Here is a 20002-nt window from a genome sequence, read left to right as displayed (position 1 = left end):
TAAAAAAACTACTCTAAAAATTGTTGCTTTTAGTGGGGGCATTGCTTTCATTATTACTTCATAAAGTATTACATTACAAAGATGCTAACGAAACAAACATTTTTCTTTACAGCATAAAAAAGAAACGTTATATAATTCCCATAATGAATTTATATTTACTGTAAAGGCTTGATTTATATAGGATTTATGAAGTAAAAGTTTTTTGCGTATGGTATAAAAAAAATAAAACCACAGACAAATCTGTGGTTTACTTTTATATTTAAAATGTAAGAATGGATTTTTTTGAGCAGTAATTTTTTGCTTTTAAAATTGTAAGATTTAATCCGGAAGAAAAACCGTAAAAACAGATCCTTTTCCAGGAGTGCTATCAGCCAAAATATGACCTTTATGATTCTCTACAATTTTTTTACAAATCGCCAAACCAATTCCGGTTCCTGGATAATCTGTTTTCGAATGCAAACGCTGAAATAATACAAAAATGGTTTCCTTAAACTGTGGATCAAATCCCATTCCGTTATCAGAAAAAGTTATTTTATGAAACTTCTTTATATTCTGTTCTAAAAATTCAGGATAATCGGCCGAATTTACTTTTTCGCTCTCAATCGTAATTTCAGGAATAGAATCTGGCTGATTGTATTTTAAAGAATTTCCGATCAGGTTAATGAATAACTGTTCAATTTGATACGGAATAACAGAAAGCTTTGGCAATTTTGTTGCTTTAATAACCGCCTTTTTCTCGTCGATGATTTCCGTTAATTCAGATTGGGCATTTTCCAGCAATTCATTTAAGTTTGATTTAATGAATTCTTTTTTGGTCGTATTTGTTCTTGAAAATAAAAGAAGATCATCAATTAAAACACGCATTCTTTTTGCCGAAACTTCTATTTTATTTATATAATCTTTTCCACTCTCAGATATAAGTGCTTTATCAGTTTCTGAAACTCTGGAAATAAATGTCTGGATTTTTCTTAAAGGTTCCTGCAAATCGTGACTTGCAACATGATTAAAAGAAGCTAATTCCTTATTGCTCTTTTCTAATTCCCTGTTACGTTCCTGAAGTTCGATATTTAGTAAATGCTCATCGGTAATATCAAAATTAATTCCCAGTAAAATTTTGCTTCCCTGCTGATCCGTCAATAACTTCCCTGTTGATTTAAAATATCTTATTTCGTGACTTGGAAGCATAATTTTATAGTAAACAAAAGGCAATTGTCTTTTATTGATAATACCTTCCATAGATTTTGCAACAGTTTCTTTATCGTCAGGATGAACAAAATCCAGAAAAGTTTCTTTTACAGGAACAAAAGCATTGGGTTCGAAACCTAATAAACGATATTGATTGTCTGAATAATCGATTTTGTTGCTGTCTAAATCCCATTGCCAGGTACTAAATTTACCTATAATTTCAGATTCGGCGATTAACCCGTTAGAAATCAAAAGTTTTTTATTGAAGATTTTCAGGCGTTCAATATCACGGCTAATTTGTCTGTAAGCCAATAATATAAAACTCAATGCCGCTAAGAATAACGTAATAGAAAAAATTGGGCTTAAAGAAATTTCGGCAGCGTAGATTTTAAGTCTTTCTGATAAGTAATTTTTTTCGATGTCATTCATTTCATCAACCTGAAACCGAATATTTTCCATCAAAATTCGACCGCCAAACATATGATTGTCGAGTTTTCGTTTATCATATGTTTTGGGGTCACTGTATTTTAGGCAATTCTCAAAAGAAACAAATCGCTGTGTGATAAGTTTAAATAACTTTTGAAGGTTTTTTTGCTGTATAGGGTTATCAGCAGTTAATTTTTTTAATGTAATAAATGAAGTGTTTACCTTGTCTCGCGAATGAATATATGGAGTTAAAAATCGGGCATTGCGTGTAATGATGTAACCGCGCTGACCTGTTTCGGCATCCTTAATAGCAGACATTAAACGTTCCAGTTGTATGTTAATTTCATACGTATGCATTACTACTTTACTGGATTCGTTTAAATCCTGGTTGTGTTTGTAAGCAATTGAAGACAGAAATAACAGAATGAAAACTGCGAGCACAAAAATAACTCTCAAAGAGTTTGAAGAATTAAAATTTGGTATCCATTTCATTTGGCATATAAATTATTTTAGTCGCAACAAGAAATTATCACGGTTTAATCCTGAAGTGTGATAGTGCCAGTTTACCGTAACAACTTCATTAATTATTTTTTTAAGGGTATTAAAATCGCTTGGTTTTTTAATGTAGATATTAGCTCCCTGAATAAAAGTATCCTCAATATCTTCTTCAGATGATGAAGTCGAGTAGATGGCGATAATAATATTTTTAAGGTGCTCCGTTTTTTTAATTTCGATCAAACATTCTTTACCTGTTTTTTTAGGCATATTTAAATCCAGAAATAAAATATCAGGCAATTTGTTATTAGGATCCATCAAATGATCCATTAACTGCATTCCGTCATGAACGAAATCTACTTTTGTTTGTATTTTAATCTCTTCGAAGGCATCCTTAAAAAAAAGACGATCGTCTTCATCATCATCAGCTAATAAAATGTACAATGCGTTTTTTTGCATTTTAGTATGGTATTTAGGTTTTTATTTTAAATTTTCTCTGCGTTTCTTAATAATCCTCTGAAAAGCCGATGGCGTAATTCCGGTAGTGTTTTTAAACTGCGTACTCAAATGCGCAACACTGGAGTAATTTAGTAAAAAAGCAATCTCGGTCAAACTCATTTCATTGATAATAATTAGTTGTTTGGCTCTTTCTATTTTCTGTAAAATGATAAAATTTTCTATAGACGAATATGTTACTTCCGAAAACACATTCGATAAATAACCGTAACTATGATTTAGTTTTTCAGCTAAAAATACAGAACTTTTATAATTATTACTGTCATCCATAAAAACAAGTTCAATAATGGCATCTTTTATTTTTTGAACCAAAACACTTTTTTGGTTCTCAACAATTTCAAAACCACACGGACTCAAATTATTTTTTAAAGTTTCGAGTGCTTCAGCATCAAGATTATCCGCAATTTCGATCTCACCAAACCCTAAAGTGGTAAAATTTATGTTTTGTTCTTCCAGGTTTTGTTTAAGATAAAGAGAGCAGATCGTATTAATATCGAACTTTATAAATAGTTTCATTTTATAGAAATTTGGTTAAAGATAATTAATTTATTTTTGGTTACAGAGTTTAATGCTTCTTTAACGTGCAGAAACATTATATAAATTTAAATAAAATTTTCAAAAAAATACCGCCTAATGTTTGTATTAGACGGTATTTTTGACTGAGTGCTAGGGTTTTACAAATCTGAGATAATTTGACGAACTTCTTCTTTTGTCTTACCTAATTTTTGCTGAAGTTTTCCGTACATTTCGTCTTCTTTTCCTTCTGCAAACATCAAATCGTCATCTGTTAAATCAGCATATTGTTGTTTTAGTTTCCCTTTCAACTCATTCCAATTTCCTTTTATTTCAGTGGTATTCATAACCTTGTTTTTTTATGTATTAATAGTAATGTAAAGTTGCAAATTTGCGCTTAAGTATGTCTTACATCAATTTAGCAAAGCGTTGCATAATTCACATTTATTGATTTTTAAGCCTGATAACGGCGCAAAATCCAGGCCATTTTTTCATGTTCCTGCAATAAACCGGTTATAAAATCAGCTGACCCAACATCGTGGTTATCATCTTCAAAAACAGGAATATAATCTCTTAATTCAGTAGCTACTTGTTCGTGGTTTTCTAAAAGTTCCTCCAGCATATGTTTTTGAGATGCATATTCTTTTGGAGATTCTTTAAGAGTCGAATTTTCAATAAACTCTTTCATTGTGCCAATCGTTTTTTCGCCAAGCTGGCTTATTCTTTCGGCAACTTCATCAATATTAGCTTCCAAAATTCGGTATTGATCTTCAAATAACTTGTGAAGTTCCATAAAGCTATTACCTGAAATATTCCAATGAAACTTTCTGGTTTTAACATACAAAGTCATTTCATTAGATAAAATAGTAGCTAATATAGAGGCACTCTTCTTAAGATTTTGTGTCGTAATTCCGATATTTGGGGTCATAATTCTCTGATTTAAGGTTCGTAGCAAAAATAATTAATGACTACGCCTTTTTTCTTATATAATTTTGACAAGATGTTATATGAATTCAATGTTATTTGTGAAAAGTTAGAAAGTTAAAAGTGAAAATCAATATTGAAATAAGCTATGTCTTGATTTAGATTTGAGTTATTGCGTAACACAATATTATAAAAAAACTTTGCTTGCTTTGCGGTAAAAACCCAATAATATTATTTGTAATTTTGCCGCACTAGCAAAATACAATATGACAACACAACAACTACACGAACAAATTCTTCAAAAAAAATCATTTTTATGCGTTGGATTAGATCCTGATCTGACAAAAATTCCGCCTCATTTATTAGAAACCGAAGATCCTGTTTTCGAATTCAATAAAGCCATAATCGATGCAACACATGATTTAACGGTCGGTTATAAACCAAATACAGCATTTTTTGAAGCTTATGGAATAAAAGGATGGCTGTCACTGCAAAAAACAATCAATTATATAAATGAAAAGTTTCCAGAAATTTTTACAATTGCCGATGCAAAACGCGGCGATATCGGAAACACATCAAGCATGTATGCGAAAGCTTTTTTTGAAGATCTAAATTTTGATAGTGTAACCGTTGCACCTTATATGGGAAAAGATTCGGTTGAACCTTTTCTGGCTTTCGAAAACAAACATACCATTATGTTAGCGTTAACGTCTAACGAAGGTGCTTTTGATTTTCAGACCTTAACGATAAACGGAACCCGAGGCGAAGCTAAAGAATTATACAAACAAGTTTTGGAAACCTCTAAAACATGGAAAAACAGCGAAAACTTAATGTACGTTGTTGGCGCTACAAAAGCGGAATATTTTACAGAAATCAGAAAAATTGTTCCGGATAGTTTTTTATTAGTACCGGGAATTGGCGCTCAGGGCGGAAGTTTATCTGAAGTATGCAAATACGGAATGAATGATAAAGTTGGCCTATTAGTAAATTCGGCAAGAGCCATTATTTACGCCTCAAAAGGAACTGATTTTGCAGAAAAGGCGAGAGAAGAAGCATTGAAAGTACAACAGGAAATGGAAGAGATTTTAAGTTTAAAGTTTCAGGTTTAAAGTTTCAGGTTGCTTGCTTTGAACATAATTTTACCGCAGAGATTCACAGAGTTTCGCAAAGTTACACGGAGATAATTTTAAATTGTTTAAAAAAAACTTTGCGAATCTCTGTGAAAAACTTTGTGTAACTCTGTGGTAAAAAAAACACAATCCCAGAAAACTTGAAACCTGAAACAAAGAAAACCTGAAACAAAACTCAAATGAAACAATTCACAGATCAAATCGGCCAAATCCATTCTTTTGAAAGTGCTCCAAAACGAATCATTTCGTTAGTGCCTTCTCAAACGGAATTATTGTATGATTTAGGTTTAGAAGAAAAAATCATTGGGATAACCAAGTTTTGTGTGCATCCGTATCATTTAAAATCAACTAAGAAAATGGTTGGTGGTACAAAGAAAATCCATTTTGAAAAAATAAAATTATTACAGCCTGATATCATTATTTGCAATAAAGAAGAAAACACGGCTGAGATTGTCGAACAATTAAGTACAATTTGCCCGGTTTGGGTTACGAATATTATTGCTGTAGAAGATAATTTTCAGATGATTTCAGATTTTGGACAATTGTTTAATTGCAGAACAGAATCTCAAAAATGGAATGACAAATTAAATTTTGCTTTAAGCGATTTCAAAAAATACATTCAGGATATTCCTGTAAAAAAAGCAGCTTATTTTATTTGGAAGAATCCTTATATGGTTGCCGGAAATGATACTTATATAAATGAATTATTAAAACTAAATCATTTTGATAATATATATGCAGACAAAAATCGATATCCTGAAATCGAACTTAAAAAAATGCGATTAGAAGGCGATCCTGACTTGGTTTTTCTTTCATCAGAACCGTATCCTTTTAAAGAAGAAGATGCTTTCGAAATTGGAAGATTTACACATCACGCCAAAACTATTTTTGTCGATGGCGAAATGTTCTCCTGGCACGGCAGCAGACTTCTAAAAGCTTTTCAGTATTTTAAAATACTCCACGAAAGATTGAGGAGTTAAATTCCAATTTTTGTGTTGATTTTACCGAAGAGATTCACAAAGTTTTTTGACAAAGATTCGCAAAGTAAATTATTATCCTTTGTGAATCTTTGTGAAATCTCTGTAGTAGAAATTAAGTTCAAAGTCACCCAACCTGAAACCTGAAACCTGAAACAAAGCCACTTTAATTAAACGAACTTCTAAATTCTAAAGGTGATACGTTTGTTTTGCTTTTAAACAATTTATTAAAAGACTGCGGATATTCAAACCCCAATTGAAAAGCGGTTTCGCTTACACTCAAAGAAGTTGTCGTTAGCAGTTGTTTTGCTTTTTCGATAATTTTATTTTGAATATGATACTGCGTGCTTTGTCCGGTTAAGGCGCGTAACATATCACTTAAATAATTGGGAGAAACATTTAATTCTTCCGAAAGATACGTTACGGTTGGTAATCCAAATTTTTGTACCTGATCGCCTTCAAAATAAGTATCCAGCAACGTTTCTAATTTACTTAAAAGCGTATTGTTGGCACTTTTTCTGGTAATAAACTGGCGATTGTAAAAGCGATTACAATAATTAAGCAGCAGTTCAATGTGCGAAACCATAACGTCCTGACTAAAAGCGTCGATTGAAGAACAATATTCCTGTTCGATATTTTTCATGATTCCCGTAATCATAGTTTGTTCTTTATCAGAAAGATGCAAAGCTTCGCTAACTGCATACGAAAAATAACCAAAATCCTTAATGTTTTTTGCTAAAGCATAATTCTGAATAAAATCAGGATGAATAACCAGCATCGCGCCATAAACGGCACTATCAACCGAAACCTCGGTAGAAATTACCTGACCCGGCGCCATAAACGTCATTACGCCTTCATCAAAATCATAAAAATTTTGTCCGTATTTCATTTTTCCCGTAAAACCTTTTTTGATGCAAACCGTATAAAAAGAATATACAACACTTTTAAGGTTATCATCAAAATGGCAGGTGATTTTGCTTAAATCGACAAAACTTACTAAAGGATGTTCCGGTTTTGGAATTTTTAGCATCGAATGCAATTCTGAAATAGACTGAATCGTATACGGAATATGAACTTCTTTTTTCATGGCAAAATAGTTAAAGCGATATAAAAGAGGAAAAGCTACCGTAAAGATAACTTTTCTCAATTTAAAGTAATTAAAACAATTAGTTTACTAAATTATTGATCGATTCCGGCCATATTTGCAGCATCATATCTCGCACCGGTTTGAGTACCAAGCGGAATGATGGTTTCTAAATGATTCATTTCTTCCTGAGTTAAAACCATTTGCGCCGCCGCTATATTTTGCTCTACGTATTTTACACGTTTCGTTCCGGGAATCGATAAAATACCTTTTGTAGCAATCCACGCAAGTGCCAATTGCGAAGCTGTGATGTTTTTTGCTGCTGCCATTTTTGTAATTTCATGGACTAATTCTATATTTTTATAAAATTGCTCGCCCTGAAAACGCGGAATAGCTTTTCTGAAATCATTCTCAGGAAAATCGTCCGGTGTTTTAATATCTCCGGAGATAAATCCTCTTCCAAGTGGGGAATAAGCGACAAATCCAATTTCTAATTCCTTTAAGGTTTCTAAAATTCCGGCTTCTTCGACTGTTCTTTCAAATAAAGAATATTCCGTTTGAACAGCAGTTAAAGGATGAATTTTATGTGCTTTACGAATCGTCTCTGATGAAACCTCAGATAATCCGATGTAACCCACTTTTCCTTCTTTTACCAAATCGGACATGGCTTGAACTGTTTCTTCAATGGGTGTATTGGGATCAAGACGGTGTAAATAATAAAGATCAATATAATCTGTTCCTAAATTTTTCAGGGAACGTTCTACTGCTTTTTTTACATATTCTTTTTTGCCATTAAAATTCCAGGTTAACTGCTCATTATCATCGATTTCATAGCCAAATTTAGTTGCAATAATGTAAGCGTTACGATTGTCTTTAATGGCTTTTGCAATTAGGCGTTCGTTATGCAAAGGTCCGTATAGATCTGCGGTGTCCATAAAATTTCCGCCCAATTCAAGTGAACGGTGAATTGTGGCAATTGCTTCTTTTTCATCGGCTTTGCCATAAATATCCATTCCGGCAATTTGCGTCATTCCCATACAGCCTAAACCAATGTTAGGAACCACAAGTCCCTGATTTCCTAAATGTATCTTTTTTATTGTATCCATAACTTTTTGCTTTGTGTTTAAATTATATTACAAAGATCCGTTAAGAATAAAGTTATAAAGTAGCCAAATCCCTTGTAGTTGTATCCAAATTGAAGGGAAGGAAAGTTTCAGGTTTTCTTTGTTTCAGGTTTTGGATTGTGTGTAATTAATTCCGATTTCTACCACAGAGTTTCACACAGATTCTCAAAGTTTTTTAAAATTACTTCGTGTAACTCTGTGCAAACTTTTGTGAAACTCTGTGGTAAAATTATATTCAAAGTATAGTAACGTGAAACCTGGAACCTGAAACAAAAATAAACAAAAAGTATATAAAAAAAGAATGCCGGCATCTCGAAGACGCCGGCATCATTTAACTAACCAAAACCAAAATAATAAATAACCAGTTTATTACACTACAAAGATCAGATATATATGAATGTTTCGCTGTTAAGGTTTTGTTATTACTTTGTTGGACATAAGTTAAGATTTTTAAAGACTGCGTTTTGAGCTTTCTATAGTGTTAAATAACTTATGGTTATTAAAATATAATAACAATCGATTTTGCTTATGGATATCGCAGGTATTACTGTGTATATTTGATAAAATATTAAATATCAGCAAAATGGAATTAAACAAAAAATTAACAACTGCAACAGGAACTCCTGTTCCAGACAATCAAAACATTCAAACAGCTGGTCCGCGAGGACCTGTTTTATTACAGGATTTTTGGTTTTTAGAAAAGATGGCACATTTTGATCGTGAGGTTATTCCGGAACGACGAATGCATGCTAAAGGATCTGGTGCTTACGGAACTTTTACGGTGACTCACGATATTACAAAATATACAAGAGCGGATATTTTTTCGGAAATTGGAAAAAAAACAGAAATGTTTGCCCGTTTTTCAACTGTTGCCGGAGAAAGAGGTGCTGCTGATGCCGAAAGGGATATTCGTGGTTTTGCCCTGAAATTTTATACCAATGAAGGAAATTGGGATTTGGTAGGAAATAATACGCCGGTTTTCTTTTTCCGTGATCCGATGAAATTTCCTGATTTGAATCATGCTGTAAAACGTGATCCAAAAACCAATTTAAGAAGTGCTGACAACAATTGGGATTTTTGGACTTTATTACCGGAAGCTTTACACCAAATTACGATTGTAATGAGTGATCGCGGAATTCCGAGATCGTATAGGGAAATGCACGGATTTGGCAGTCATACTTTTAGTTTCCTAAACGCTCAAAATGAGAGACATTATGTGAAATTTCATTTTGTTTCGCAACAAGGAATCGAGAATTTATCTGATGAACAAGCTGCTTTATTAGTGGGTCACGACAGAGAAAGTCACCAGCGTGATTTATTTGATGCTATTGAAGAAGGAAACTTCCCAAAATGGAAAATGTTCGTTCAAATCATGAGTGAAGAAGAAGCTGCGACTTATCGTTTTCATCCTTTTGATTTGACCAAAGTTTGGTTAAAAGGTGATTTTCCGTTAATTCCTGTTGGAGAATTCGAGTTAAATAAAAACCCGGAAAACTATTTTGCCGAAGTAGAACAAGCAGCTTTTAATCCGGCGCACGTTCCTCCGGGAGTTAGTTTTTCACCGGATAAAATGCTTCAGGCGCGTTTGTTTTCATACGGAGATGCACACAGATATCGTTTAGGCGTGAACAATTATCAAATTCCGGTAAACTCTTCAAGATGTCCGTATAATACTTTTCACAGAGATGGCGCAATGCGTGTCGACGGAAATAACGGAGGACGTAAACATTATGAACCAAATAGTTTTGGAGAATGGCAGGAACAGCCTGAGTTTAAAGAACCGCCATTAAAACTTCACGGAGATGCGTATGCGCACAATTTCAGAGAAGATGATAATGACTATTTTACACAGCCAGGTTTGTTATTCCGTTTATTGACAGAAGAGAAAAAACAGCTTTTGTTCAAAAATACAGCCGGACAAGTAGGAGGAGCACAGCCTTTTATTCAGATTCGTCATATCAGAAACTGTTATAAAGCAGATCCTGCTTATGGTGAAGGTGTAGCAAACGCTTTGGGCTTAACAATGGAACAGGTAAATAATTTTTCCGATCCAAGATTGTTGATCGAGGTGAGATAGCTGCAGTTCTGAGTTGCTAAGTTTCTAAGCAGCTAAGATTCTAAGAATTTAAATAATAAACCCGCCAGGTTTTTAAAACATAAGTGTTCGGAAGAGTTGATTGAGTATTAAAATTGGGATCATTTATTTGGTTTTCCATCACAGATCGCCACTATTTCTTTAAAAACCCCATCTTTATGAAGACATTTTTAGAGGAGATTTCTTCTTCCGAACACTTATGTTTTTAAAACGTGGCGGGTTTGATTATTTAAAAAAGTTTCAAAGGCTTAGAAATAGTTTCAAAGGTTCTGAGTGGCTAAGTTTCTAAGATTTTCAATAATAAACCCGACAGGTTTTAAAACTGTCGGGTTTATTATTTTGCTTAAAAAAACTCAGAACTTAGTAGCTTAGAATCTTAGCAACTAAGAAAAAACAACTGTTTTATTGCTATATACCATTGTTTTGCGTTCGGCATGTAATTTAATGGCACGAGCCAGAACAATACGTTCTAAATCACGGCCTTTCATGATAAAATCATCTACGGAATGTATGTGCGAAACACGGGCAATATCCTGTTCGATAATGGGACCTTCGTCTAATTCGGCGGTAACATAATGGCTTGTTGCGCCAATAATTTTTACGCCGCGTTTAAAAGCCGAATGATACGGTTTTGCTCCCGGAAAAGCAGGTAAAAACGAATGGTGAATATTGATGATTTTATTTTCGTAAAGCGAAATTAATTTTGGTGTAATAATTTGCATATAACGCGCCAAAACAATAAAGTTGATTTGGTATCTTTTTAATAATTCAATTTGTTTGGCTTCGCCTTCTTCTTTGTTGTCTTTTGTAAAAGGAACGCAGTGAAACGGAATATCAAATCGTTCTGCAATAGATCGCAAATCGTTATGATTGCTAATAATTACCGGGATTTCAACATTTAATTCTCCTGCGCTGTAACGTCCTAAAATATCAAACAAACAATGATCGTATTTAGAAACAAACAAAGCCATTTTTGGTTTTTGTTCCTGATTGTACAAATCCCATGACATCTCAAAATCGGCGGCAATAGTTTGGTCAAAATCAGTTTTTAAGCTTTCAGGCGTAATATTATGATTGGTTAATTCACATTCCAATCGCATAAAAAACACATTTTGTTCTACATCAACATGCTGATCGATGTAGGTAATATTTCCTTCTACTTTAGCGATAAAAGCAGTCACGGCGGCGATAATTCCTTTTTGGTCTTTGCAGTGAATCAGAATGGTAATTTTTTGCATTTTTTGGTTTATTTTGGTTAGTGACAAAGCTGCAAAGGTTCAAAGCGACAAAAATTACTTTGAACCTTTGCAACTCTGAGCCTTTGAGTCTTAAAAAAATATTATTTTCCGTCCTGCATGGCAAAAACACTTTTTAATAAAGGCGTTGTTCTTGCACTTAAATTATTACGGATATCTTTTTCTTCGACAGCAATCATTTTAAAAACTCCTGCCAAAGCCTGATTCGTTGTATAATCAGTTAAATCTGGATTTACTTTTTTTACTAACGGAATCGTGTTGTATTTGTTTATAATGTTTGTCCAGACCACATCAGCACCTACTTTTGAGAAAGAGCTTTTGATTACCGGATTAAATTTTGCGTATAAAGCTGTAGTTGTACTGCTTTGCAAATAACTGGTTGCGGCACTGTCATTTCCTAATAAAATATTTTTGGCATCTGTAAACGACATATTTTTAACTGCTGTAACAAATATTGGAGTCGCTTCTTTTACAGCATCTTCTGCAGCGCGATTTAATACTTTAATACCTTCATCGGCAAGAGATGATAAACCAACTTTACGCAAGGTAGCATCTACTTTTTGTAATTCGGCTGGCATCAGGATTTTTACAGCTTCATTTTTATAAAAGCCATCAACTGCGGTTAATTTACTCACTTGTTGCGTAATTCCTTTGTTTAAGGCTTCTTTTAATCCGGAAGCGATATCAACACCGCCAACTCCTGGAAGTTGCGAAGATATTTGAGGAAACTGATTTAGGGTTTGTTGCATTTCTGCACATGAAGTAAGTGAAAATGTAAGTGCTAAAAGGAAAATCTTTTTCATTAGTAGGGGTTTTATAAGTTCAAAAATACTACTTATTCAAAAACAAAGCCACAATTTTATTTCAGGAGCATAAACATTTTGTTTCATACTTAACATTTTGTTTTTTCAAGGCTCTGAGATTGTGAGTTGCTAAGGTTCTAAGGTTTGAAAATAAACGAAAATATTCTTTTGAAAATGACGCCCTAGCCCTGATAGAAGTGGAAATCCTTTTGTGTAATGAAATGGAGCAAAAGATTAGAACGTCCCGAGGCTTCGGGAGCGGGATTAGCTTCTGAAAAAAAAATAGTATAGAAATCGAAATAACACAAAAGAAAACTTAGTATCTCAGAAACTTAGCAGCTTAGTAACTTTTTCAAGGCCAATACATTCTAATATTATAATTCCAATAGGTTTTGCTTGAAATGTAGTTGGGCTGCATTTTATCAATAGGGAGATTATTCTCGTCGTACAATAGTATTCTGATGATTTTTTCGCTGGTATCATCTTTTAGATCAATGTTTCCTTCTGCGGCATCAATTAGTTTCTTTTTCTTTAAATATAAAGCTGGTTTTTCGATTATAAAAGTTACTGCAGCTTCGTTATTCGACTCTTTTTCTCCGGCAAAATTTCCTTTATTGTCGAATGTTTCAATTCTTTCCAGGTAATTGTTTTTATAATAGAAAAGCTGATATGCAATATCGCCGTGAAGAATCTGCAATTTTTGATTTAGTAAACGAAAACGGAGTACTTGTTTTTTAGCATTTGTAAATTCGATCGAACCATTTCCACTTGCATCAATATTGTTATATAAAATTTTAGCAGGTTTTGAAAACTGCTTTACTTTATTGACATAAATATTATATTTATTTTGAGATTCTGCTGTATTACAAATCATCAGAAAAAGGCAAAAGCATAAAATATATCTACTCATAAAATTACTTCTTCAGCAAATCAATTTTTTCTTTTGTAGCTTCAATATAAACAGATAATTCGCTGTATTTCCAATCGCCTCTTTTTTTGGCAACGACAAAAACAGTTCCTTTTCCTTTTGGGCCTTTTATGGGGATTTGTAAATCGCAATTTCCGGTATTATTAGGCATATTGATACTTCCGGATGTTATTCCGTCGGTTTCAATTGGGTTTCCAAGTTTTTCTATGGCAGTTTTATTATGCTGAACTTCGGTCATGGCGCCTTTAAAAGCATCAGAATCATTTATCATAGAAGTAATTCCGAAGAAAACTGCGGCAATAAATAATCCCACAATTATGATAAGGCTTAAACAGCCTGTAGGTACAAGCCATTTCCAGTTTCTGTCCCACCAACTTTTTCTAACAATTAATTCGTTTGAATCTTCCATAGTTTTTAAAATTGAATTTGCTTTTTGGTACTGCAATATACAGTTAAAATTATGGAAATTTTTGATCTCATTTAGAGTTTATTCCAAATAAAAAAAAGCGAAGATCTAAAAGAAGATTTCGCTTTTTATTTATTGAAAAGAATATATAATTAAAATTTATGCGTATTGTAAGTAATGAATATTGGGATTATAAACCGGATTGTTTTGTTTTAAATCGCTGAGCATTGCATGTGTATAATCGATACCGCCAACAGCAAGATAAAATAAAGACTTTATGATATGAAATGGTGCTAAAGGAAGTTGACGCCATTCTAAATTTGTAAAAAAATATTTCAAAGCATATTTGAATGCTTTTTCTTCCGGACGAACAAAATAAATATTTGATTTTTTAAATTTCTTCATGTACGGAAATTTAATAAATTTTCCGCCTTGTTGAATCAATAAGTTTATTTCAAATATTGTTAATCCTTCTATATTCTCTGTTTTCATGATAATTAATCTTTTAATTAAAATTAGTGGTATTATTATGATGCAAAGATCTTATGATTTTGAAGTTTTTTTAGCCTTTAAAAGATTTAAAATTAATAAGTTAAGGTATTTTTGAAAATGAAAAAACTGTACAGAAAAGATTAGTTTTCTGTACAGTTTCTATATTTTAATTTGAATTTTATTTATTGATTTGCAAAAGTATTTTCGTCAGAAATAATTTTATCCAATTCTCCATCTCTGTCATAAACATCCTGAAAGAAACTAACTTCGCCTGATTCTTTTACCCATGAAGTAAAATAAGTAATGTAAATAGGCACTTTGTTAGGTAATTTAAAAGTTGTTTCTTGTTTACCTTCCATCGCTTTATCAATTTTTTCTGGTGTCCATTCCGGATAATCTTTTAGCATTGCAACAGCTAATTCTTTTGCTTTGTTTACATTCACACAACCGTGGCTAAAAGTTCTTTTTTCAAAATCGAATAAAGTTTTTGCTGGCGTATCGTGCATGTAAATATCGTCCGGGTTTGGGAAAATAAATTTTACTAATCCCAATGAATTATCAGGACCTGGTTTTTGTCTTACCTGACCGTTTACCATTTCCATATTATGTTCTGCCAAATAATTTTTGTCTGCAGCAATTTTTGATTTCAATTCATTGTCAACAATACTTTGAGGAACTGTCCAATATGGGCTGAAAACGATTTTATCGATATTTCCGTTAAAGATTGTTGTTTTAGTCAATTGAGAACCTACAAACACTTTAGAAACCAATTCTACTTTACCATTTTTTACATAAACCAATTCAAAAGATGGAATATTGACCATGATATATTCTTTATCTTTCAATAGTTGTGGCGAAATCCAGCGACAACGTTCCATGTTAAGCATCAAGGTTTTAATTTTATCTTCGATAGGTGTATTTAAATCTTTAATATGATCTTCAGAAATTATGTAATTTGGTTTCAATCCGTTACGTAATTTGTATTTCATTACACCATCCATTAATTCCTGATCGTAAACATCACTTTTAGAATCATTTTTTAGGTCGCCCATTACAAATAATCGGTTTCTGATCTGAGCAATCGTAATCGATTTTGCGTCAGGTCTTAAATCTTTATAAGGAGTTTCTGTTGTAATTGGTTTCCAGGTATTTTCCTGCTCTATTTTTTTGTATTGTTTTAAAGCATCCTGAAGTTTATAATATTGATCATAAAGCACTTCGTGGTTTTTCTCTAATAATGTAGGTTTAACCATTAAAGAATCTAATAAAGTGTCATATGATATTTTTTTCTTTGGCAAAAGCCATCCGGTTTTTTTAACAGATTCAGCATCAATGCCTTCATAAGCACGATTTGCATAAATAATATAAACAGAACTCAATAACATATCCGAATCTGATCTTGAAGGTTTATCTGTAGATTTTTTATCAAAGATCTGATCGATTTCGTCTTTGTACGGGAATTCTATTTTTATTCCTTCCTGATCTGCGTTATTTATTTTTTTATACAATAAATTTCCAAATTCAGTTATTTTTCCATTTTCATACCAAATTGTTCCGTAAGATCTGTTTTTGTATAAAGAGATGACTTCGTTTTGGTATTTTTTTAAATCAGAATATCTTTTGAAAAAGTCTGTCAAAATTTCACTATCTACTTTAATGTCATTTTCATTTAAAGTTGAAATATTGGTGTTAGTCAGATTTGCTTTTTTTGTATAATCATTTTCTATAACAGTAAAAGAAGATGCAAAAAAACTTGCGACTAAAATTAGGCTTAATGGATATAATGTTTTCATTTTCATTTTAATTTTTACGTTACTATTAAGGTTGTAAAAGTGTGGTAAAAATTGGGGCTTTTCTACACTGCTAAATTAGTTCAGTACATTGGGAAACAGGTTGTTGTATTCAATCTAAATCTTTCAAGATTACCATGTTATTAACATTTTTATAAGACTTATATAAGATAAATACGATAGTTGTCAAAAATGTTACCTTTATAATCAAAAAAATATATAAGACTGACTCGTTTTTTTATTAACATAAATCGGCAAGGATAACCAAATATTAAAATATTTTGTAAATTGCTCCCTTAAAATTATCATATTCATAAAATGGAACAACAAAAACCATATATTCCTAAAAATAAAGTAAGAATTGTTACTGCCGCTTCTCTTTTTGACGGACATGATGCTGCAATAAACATTATGCGACGTATTATTCAGTCAACCGGAGTCGAAGTAATTCACCTGGGGCATGACCGCAGTGTTGAAGAAGTAGTCAACACCGCAATTCAGGAAGATGCAAATGCAATTGCGATGACATCGTATCAAGGCGGACATAATGAATACTTTAAATATATGTATGACCTGCTGCATGAAAAAGGAGCGGGACACATCAAGATTTTTGGAGGCGGAGGCGGAGTAATCCTGCCAAGCGAAATTGCTGAACTGCATGAATATGGTATAACCCGAATTTACGCGCCGGATGATGGCCGTTCTTTGGGCTTACAAGGAATGATTAATGACTTGGTTGAACAAGCTGATTACCCGATTGGTGATAAACTAAACGGAGAAATCGATCATATCGAAAATAAAATTCCAACCGCAATTGCCCGTTTAATTTCGGCAGCGGAGAATTTCCCTGAAATTGCAAAACCGGTTTTCGACCAAATACATACCAATAACGCCAATTCTATAATTCCGGTTCTTGGAATTACAGGAACTGGCGGAGCAGGAAAATCTTCTTTGGTTGACGAATTGGTTCGTCGCTTTTTAATTGATTTTCCGGAAAAAACGATCGGATTAATTTCTGTAGATCCTTCAAAACGTAAAACAGGCGGGGCACTTTTAGGAGACAGAATTAGAATGAATGCCATAAATAATCCTCGTGTTTATATGCGTTCATTGGCAACACGTCAATCTAATTTAGCTTTATCTAAATATGTAGCCGAAGCGATTCAGGTTTTAAAAGCCGCAAAATACGATTTGATTATCCTTGAAACTTCAGGAATTGGGCAATCAGATACTGAGATTATGGATCATTCTGATGTATCCTTATATGTAATGACACCGGAATTTGGAGCAGCGACTCAATTAGAAAAAATCGACATGCTTGATTTTGCTGATTTGGTAGCTTTGAATAAGTTTGATAAAAGAGGAGCTCTTGACGCGATTCGTGACGTTAAAAAACAATATCAAAGAAACCATAATCTTTGGGATAAAAATCCGGATGATATGCCGGTTTTCGGAACCATTGCTTCGCAGTTTAACGATCCGGGAATGAATACGCTGTATAAAGCGATCATGGATAAAATTGTCGAAAAAACAGATTCTGATCTAAAATCGACTTTTGAAATCACACGCGAAATGAGCGAGAAAATCTTCGTGATTCCGCCACACAGAACCCGTTATTTATCTGAAATTGCCGAGAATAACAGATCTTATGATGAAAGTGCGCTTTCACAGCAAAAAGTAGCACAGAAATTATACGGAATTTTTAAAACCATAGAATCGGTTTCTGGGAAACTTCCACAAATTAATAAAGCAGGAATTGATGATTCGACTGTTTTATCAGGTGCAGCCGAAGCACATGATGAAAACAGAATCTTCCTTAATCTTTTACTGAACCAGTTTGATAAAGTAAAAATGGACTTAGACCCATACAATTGGGAAATTATCCTGACTTGGGACGAGAAAGTAAATAAATACAAAAATCCGGTTTATACGTTTAAAGTTCGTGATAAAGAAATTAAAATCGCGACACATACCGAGAGTTTATCACATATTCAGATTCCGAAAATTGCTTTGCCTAAATACGAAGCCTGGGGAGATATTCTGCGTTGGAATTTACAGGAAAATGTTCCGGGAGAATTTCCGTTTGCTTCAGGATTATATCCGTTTAAACGTGAAGGCGAAGATCCGTCAAGAATGTTTGCGGGCGAGGGCGGACCGGAAAGAACCAACAAACGTTTTCATTATGTGAGTGCGGGATTGCCGGCAAAACGTCTTTCGACCGCTTTTGATAGTGTGACTTTATACGGAAACGATCCTGATATTCGACCTGATATTTACGGGAAAATTGGAAATGCCGGAGTTTCAATTTGTTGTTTGGATGATGCTAAAAAACTGTACTCCGGTTTTGATTTGGTTCATGCTTTAACCTCTGTAAGTATGACTATCAACGGGCCAGCGCCAATGTTGTTAGGTTTCTTTATGAATGCAGCAATCGATCAGCAATGTGAGTATTATATTAAGGACAATGATTTAGAAAAAGAAGTTGACGCGAAAATCAACAAAATATACGCAGTAAAAGGAATCGAAAGACCTAAATACCAAGGCGATTTACCGGAAGGAAACAATGGTCTGGGATTAATGCTTTTGGGTGTTACCGGAGATGAAGTTTTGCCTCAGGAAGTTTATAACGAAATAAAAGCAAGAACCTTATCGCAAGTTCGTGGAACGGTTCAGGCCGATATTTTAAAAGAAGATCAGGCGCAAAACACCTGTATTTTTTCAACCGAATTTGCGTTGCGATTAATGGGCGACGTTCAGGAATATTTTATTACCAAAAACGTTCGTAATTTTTATTCGGTTTCGATTTCAGGATACCATATTGCTGAGGCAGGAGCGAACCCAATTACGCAATTGGCATTCACGCTTTCTAATGGTTTCACTTACGTGGAATATTACTTAAGCCGCGGAATGAGCATCAACGATTTTGGACCTAATTTATCGTTCTTCTTCTCGAATGGAGTAGATCCTGAATATTCAGTTATTGGTCGTGTGGCACGTAAAATTTGGGCGAAAGCCATGAAAAACAAATACGGAGCCAACGAAAGAGCGCAAATGCTAAAATATCATATTCAGACTTCCGGACGTTCGTTACACGCACAGGAAATTGATTTTAACGATATCAGAACCACTTTGCAGGCTTTGTATGCCATTTATGATAACTGTAATTCATTGCACACGAATGCTTATGACGAAGCGATTACAACACCAACAGAAGAATCTGTACGTCGTGCCATGGCGATTCAGTTGATTATCAATAAAGAATTAGGTTTGGCGAAAAACGAAAACCCAATTCAGGGATCGTTTATCATCGAAGAATTAACGGATTTGGTAGAAGCAGCCGTTCTACAAGAATTCGACCGAATCACGGAACGTGGCGGAGTTTTGGGCGCAATGGAAACCATGTACCAACGCTCTAAAATTCAGGAAGAAAGTTTGTATTATGAGACCTTAAAACACAACGGAGATTTCCCAATTGTGGGTGTCAACACTTTCCTAAGTTCAAAAGGTTCTCCAACGGTAATTCCGGCAGAAGTAATTCGCGCCACCGAAGAAGAAAAACAATATCAAATTACGATGCTGGATAATTTACATCAATTTCACGAAGCAAAAGTAAACGAGCATTTAAACAAACTACAAGAAGCCGCTATTAAAAACGAAAACTTATTCGACCATTTAATGGAAGCTACAAAGGTTTGTTCGCTTGGTCAGATTACTTCGGCATTGTTTGAAGTTGGCGGGCAATATAGAAGGAATATGTAGAATTTTAGGATTTTATATTTTATGGAAAACCTCTCAGATAATGGGAGGTTTTTTTGTTTATTCAGTTTATGGTTTTCCTCAATTTTTAAACTGAATGTT

At 33.5% G+C, this 20002-nt stretch carries 17 protein-coding genes; 4 read left to right on the top strand and 13 right to left on the bottom strand.

The window, feature by feature from the left end; all coding sequences use genetic code 11:
* Window positions 1–318: 318 nt before the first annotated feature.
* From ACZ0AH_RS16035 to ACZ0AH_RS16015, 5 genes are all read right to left on the bottom strand, one after another.
* Window positions 319–2103 carry a sensor histidine kinase gene (locus ACZ0AH_RS16035; protein ID WP_463476802.1) on the bottom strand — a complete coding sequence of 595 codons (1785 nt, stop codon included), beginning with the start codon at window positions 2101–2103 and terminating at the stop codon, window positions 319–321.
* A 12-nt stretch (window positions 2104–2115) separates the two neighbouring features.
* A complete protein-coding gene (locus ACZ0AH_RS16030; protein ID WP_463476801.1) occupies window positions 2116–2565 on the bottom strand; it encodes a response regulator in 450 nt (149 codons plus the stop codon).
* Between the two features lie 21 nt (window positions 2566–2586).
* On the bottom strand, window positions 2587–3138 hold the full coding sequence (locus ACZ0AH_RS16025) for a helix-turn-helix domain-containing protein (protein WP_463476800.1): 552 nt from the start codon (window positions 3136–3138) through the stop codon (window positions 2587–2589).
* 158 nt (window positions 3139–3296) lie between these two features.
* Window positions 3297–3482 (bottom strand): CsbD family protein, encoded by a 186-nt coding sequence (locus ACZ0AH_RS16020; protein WP_463476799.1) that lies wholly within the window; start codon window positions 3480–3482, stop codon window positions 3297–3299.
* A gap of 107 nt (window positions 3483–3589) precedes the next feature.
* Window positions 3590–4063 (bottom strand): Dps family protein, encoded by a 474-nt coding sequence (locus ACZ0AH_RS16015; protein WP_463476798.1) that lies wholly within the window; start codon window positions 4061–4063, stop codon window positions 3590–3592.
* A 262-nt stretch (window positions 4064–4325) separates the two neighbouring features.
* Here ACZ0AH_RS16015 and pyrF point away from each other — a divergent pair, with 262 nt between their 5' ends.
* Together pyrF and ACZ0AH_RS16005 are read left to right on the top strand one after the other, a co-directional pair.
* Window positions 4326–5168: an orotidine-5'-phosphate decarboxylase gene (pyrF, locus tag ACZ0AH_RS16010; protein ID WP_463476797.1), complete on the top strand. Its 843-nt coding sequence runs from the start codon at window positions 4326–4328 to the stop codon at window positions 5166–5168.
* A 200-nt stretch (window positions 5169–5368) separates the two neighbouring features.
* Complete coding sequence (locus ACZ0AH_RS16005; protein WP_463476796.1) at window positions 5369–6169, top strand: ABC transporter substrate-binding protein; 801 nt, start codon at window positions 5369–5371, stop codon at window positions 6167–6169.
* A gap of 163 nt (window positions 6170–6332) precedes the next feature.
* Here ACZ0AH_RS16005 and ACZ0AH_RS16000 read toward each other — a convergent pair whose 3' ends face one another.
* On the bottom strand, window positions 6333–7253 hold the full coding sequence (locus tag ACZ0AH_RS16000) for a helix-turn-helix domain-containing protein (RefSeq protein WP_463476795.1): 921 nt from the start codon (window positions 7251–7253) through the stop codon (window positions 6333–6335).
* Between the two features lie 92 nt (window positions 7254–7345).
* On the bottom strand, window positions 7346–8356 hold the full coding sequence (locus tag ACZ0AH_RS15995) for an aldo/keto reductase (protein WP_463476794.1): 1011 nt from the start codon (window positions 8354–8356) through the stop codon (window positions 7346–7348).
* A 601-nt stretch (window positions 8357–8957) separates the two neighbouring features.
* Here ACZ0AH_RS15995 and ACZ0AH_RS15990 point away from each other — a divergent pair.
* On the top strand, window positions 8958–10451 hold the full coding sequence (locus ACZ0AH_RS15990; RefSeq protein ID WP_463476793.1) for a catalase: 1494 nt from the start codon (window positions 8958–8960) through the stop codon (window positions 10449–10451).
* 401 nt (window positions 10452–10852) lie between these two features.
* Here ACZ0AH_RS15990 and purU read toward each other — a convergent pair whose 3' ends face one another.
* From purU to ACZ0AH_RS15960, 6 genes are all read right to left on the bottom strand, one after another.
* Window positions 10853–11707 (bottom strand): formyltetrahydrofolate deformylase, encoded by an 855-nt coding sequence (gene purU, locus ACZ0AH_RS15985; RefSeq protein ID WP_463476792.1) that lies wholly within the window; start codon window positions 11705–11707, stop codon window positions 10853–10855.
* 101 nt (window positions 11708–11808) lie between these two features.
* Complete coding sequence (locus tag ACZ0AH_RS15980) at window positions 11809–12528, bottom strand: DUF4197 domain-containing protein (RefSeq protein ID WP_463476791.1); 720 nt, start codon at window positions 12526–12528, stop codon at window positions 11809–11811.
* Between the two features lie 352 nt (window positions 12529–12880).
* Window positions 12881–13438: a hypothetical protein gene (locus ACZ0AH_RS15975; protein WP_463476790.1), complete on the bottom strand. Its 558-nt coding sequence runs from the start codon at window positions 13436–13438 to the stop codon at window positions 12881–12883.
* A gap of 4 nt (window positions 13439–13442) precedes the next feature.
* Window positions 13443–13865, bottom strand: coding sequence for a cytochrome c oxidase assembly factor Coa1 family protein (locus tag ACZ0AH_RS15970; RefSeq protein WP_463476789.1), 423 nt, complete (start codon window positions 13863–13865; stop codon window positions 13443–13445).
* Window positions 13866–14021: 156 nt separating this feature from the next.
* Window positions 14022–14354: a hypothetical protein gene (locus tag ACZ0AH_RS15965; RefSeq protein ID WP_463476788.1), complete on the bottom strand. Its 333-nt coding sequence runs from the start codon at window positions 14352–14354 to the stop codon at window positions 14022–14024.
* Between the two features lie 182 nt (window positions 14355–14536).
* The gene (locus tag ACZ0AH_RS15960) at window positions 14537–16147 is read right to left on the bottom strand and encodes a L,D-transpeptidase family protein (RefSeq protein WP_463476787.1); all 1611 of its coding nucleotides are present in this window, start codon (window positions 16145–16147) and stop codon (window positions 14537–14539) included.
* A gap of 315 nt (window positions 16148–16462) precedes the next feature.
* Here ACZ0AH_RS15960 and ACZ0AH_RS15955 point away from each other — a divergent pair, with 315 nt between their 5' ends.
* The gene (locus tag ACZ0AH_RS15955) at window positions 16463–19903 is read left to right on the top strand and encodes a methylmalonyl-CoA mutase family protein (RefSeq protein ID WP_463476786.1); all 3441 of its coding nucleotides are present in this window, start codon (window positions 16463–16465) and stop codon (window positions 19901–19903) included.
* Window positions 19904–20002 lie beyond the last annotated feature (99 nt).

It is taken from the genome of Flavobacterium sp. AC105, assembly GCF_979258495.1.
This window is presented reverse-complemented; position numbering and strand designations above follow the sequence as displayed.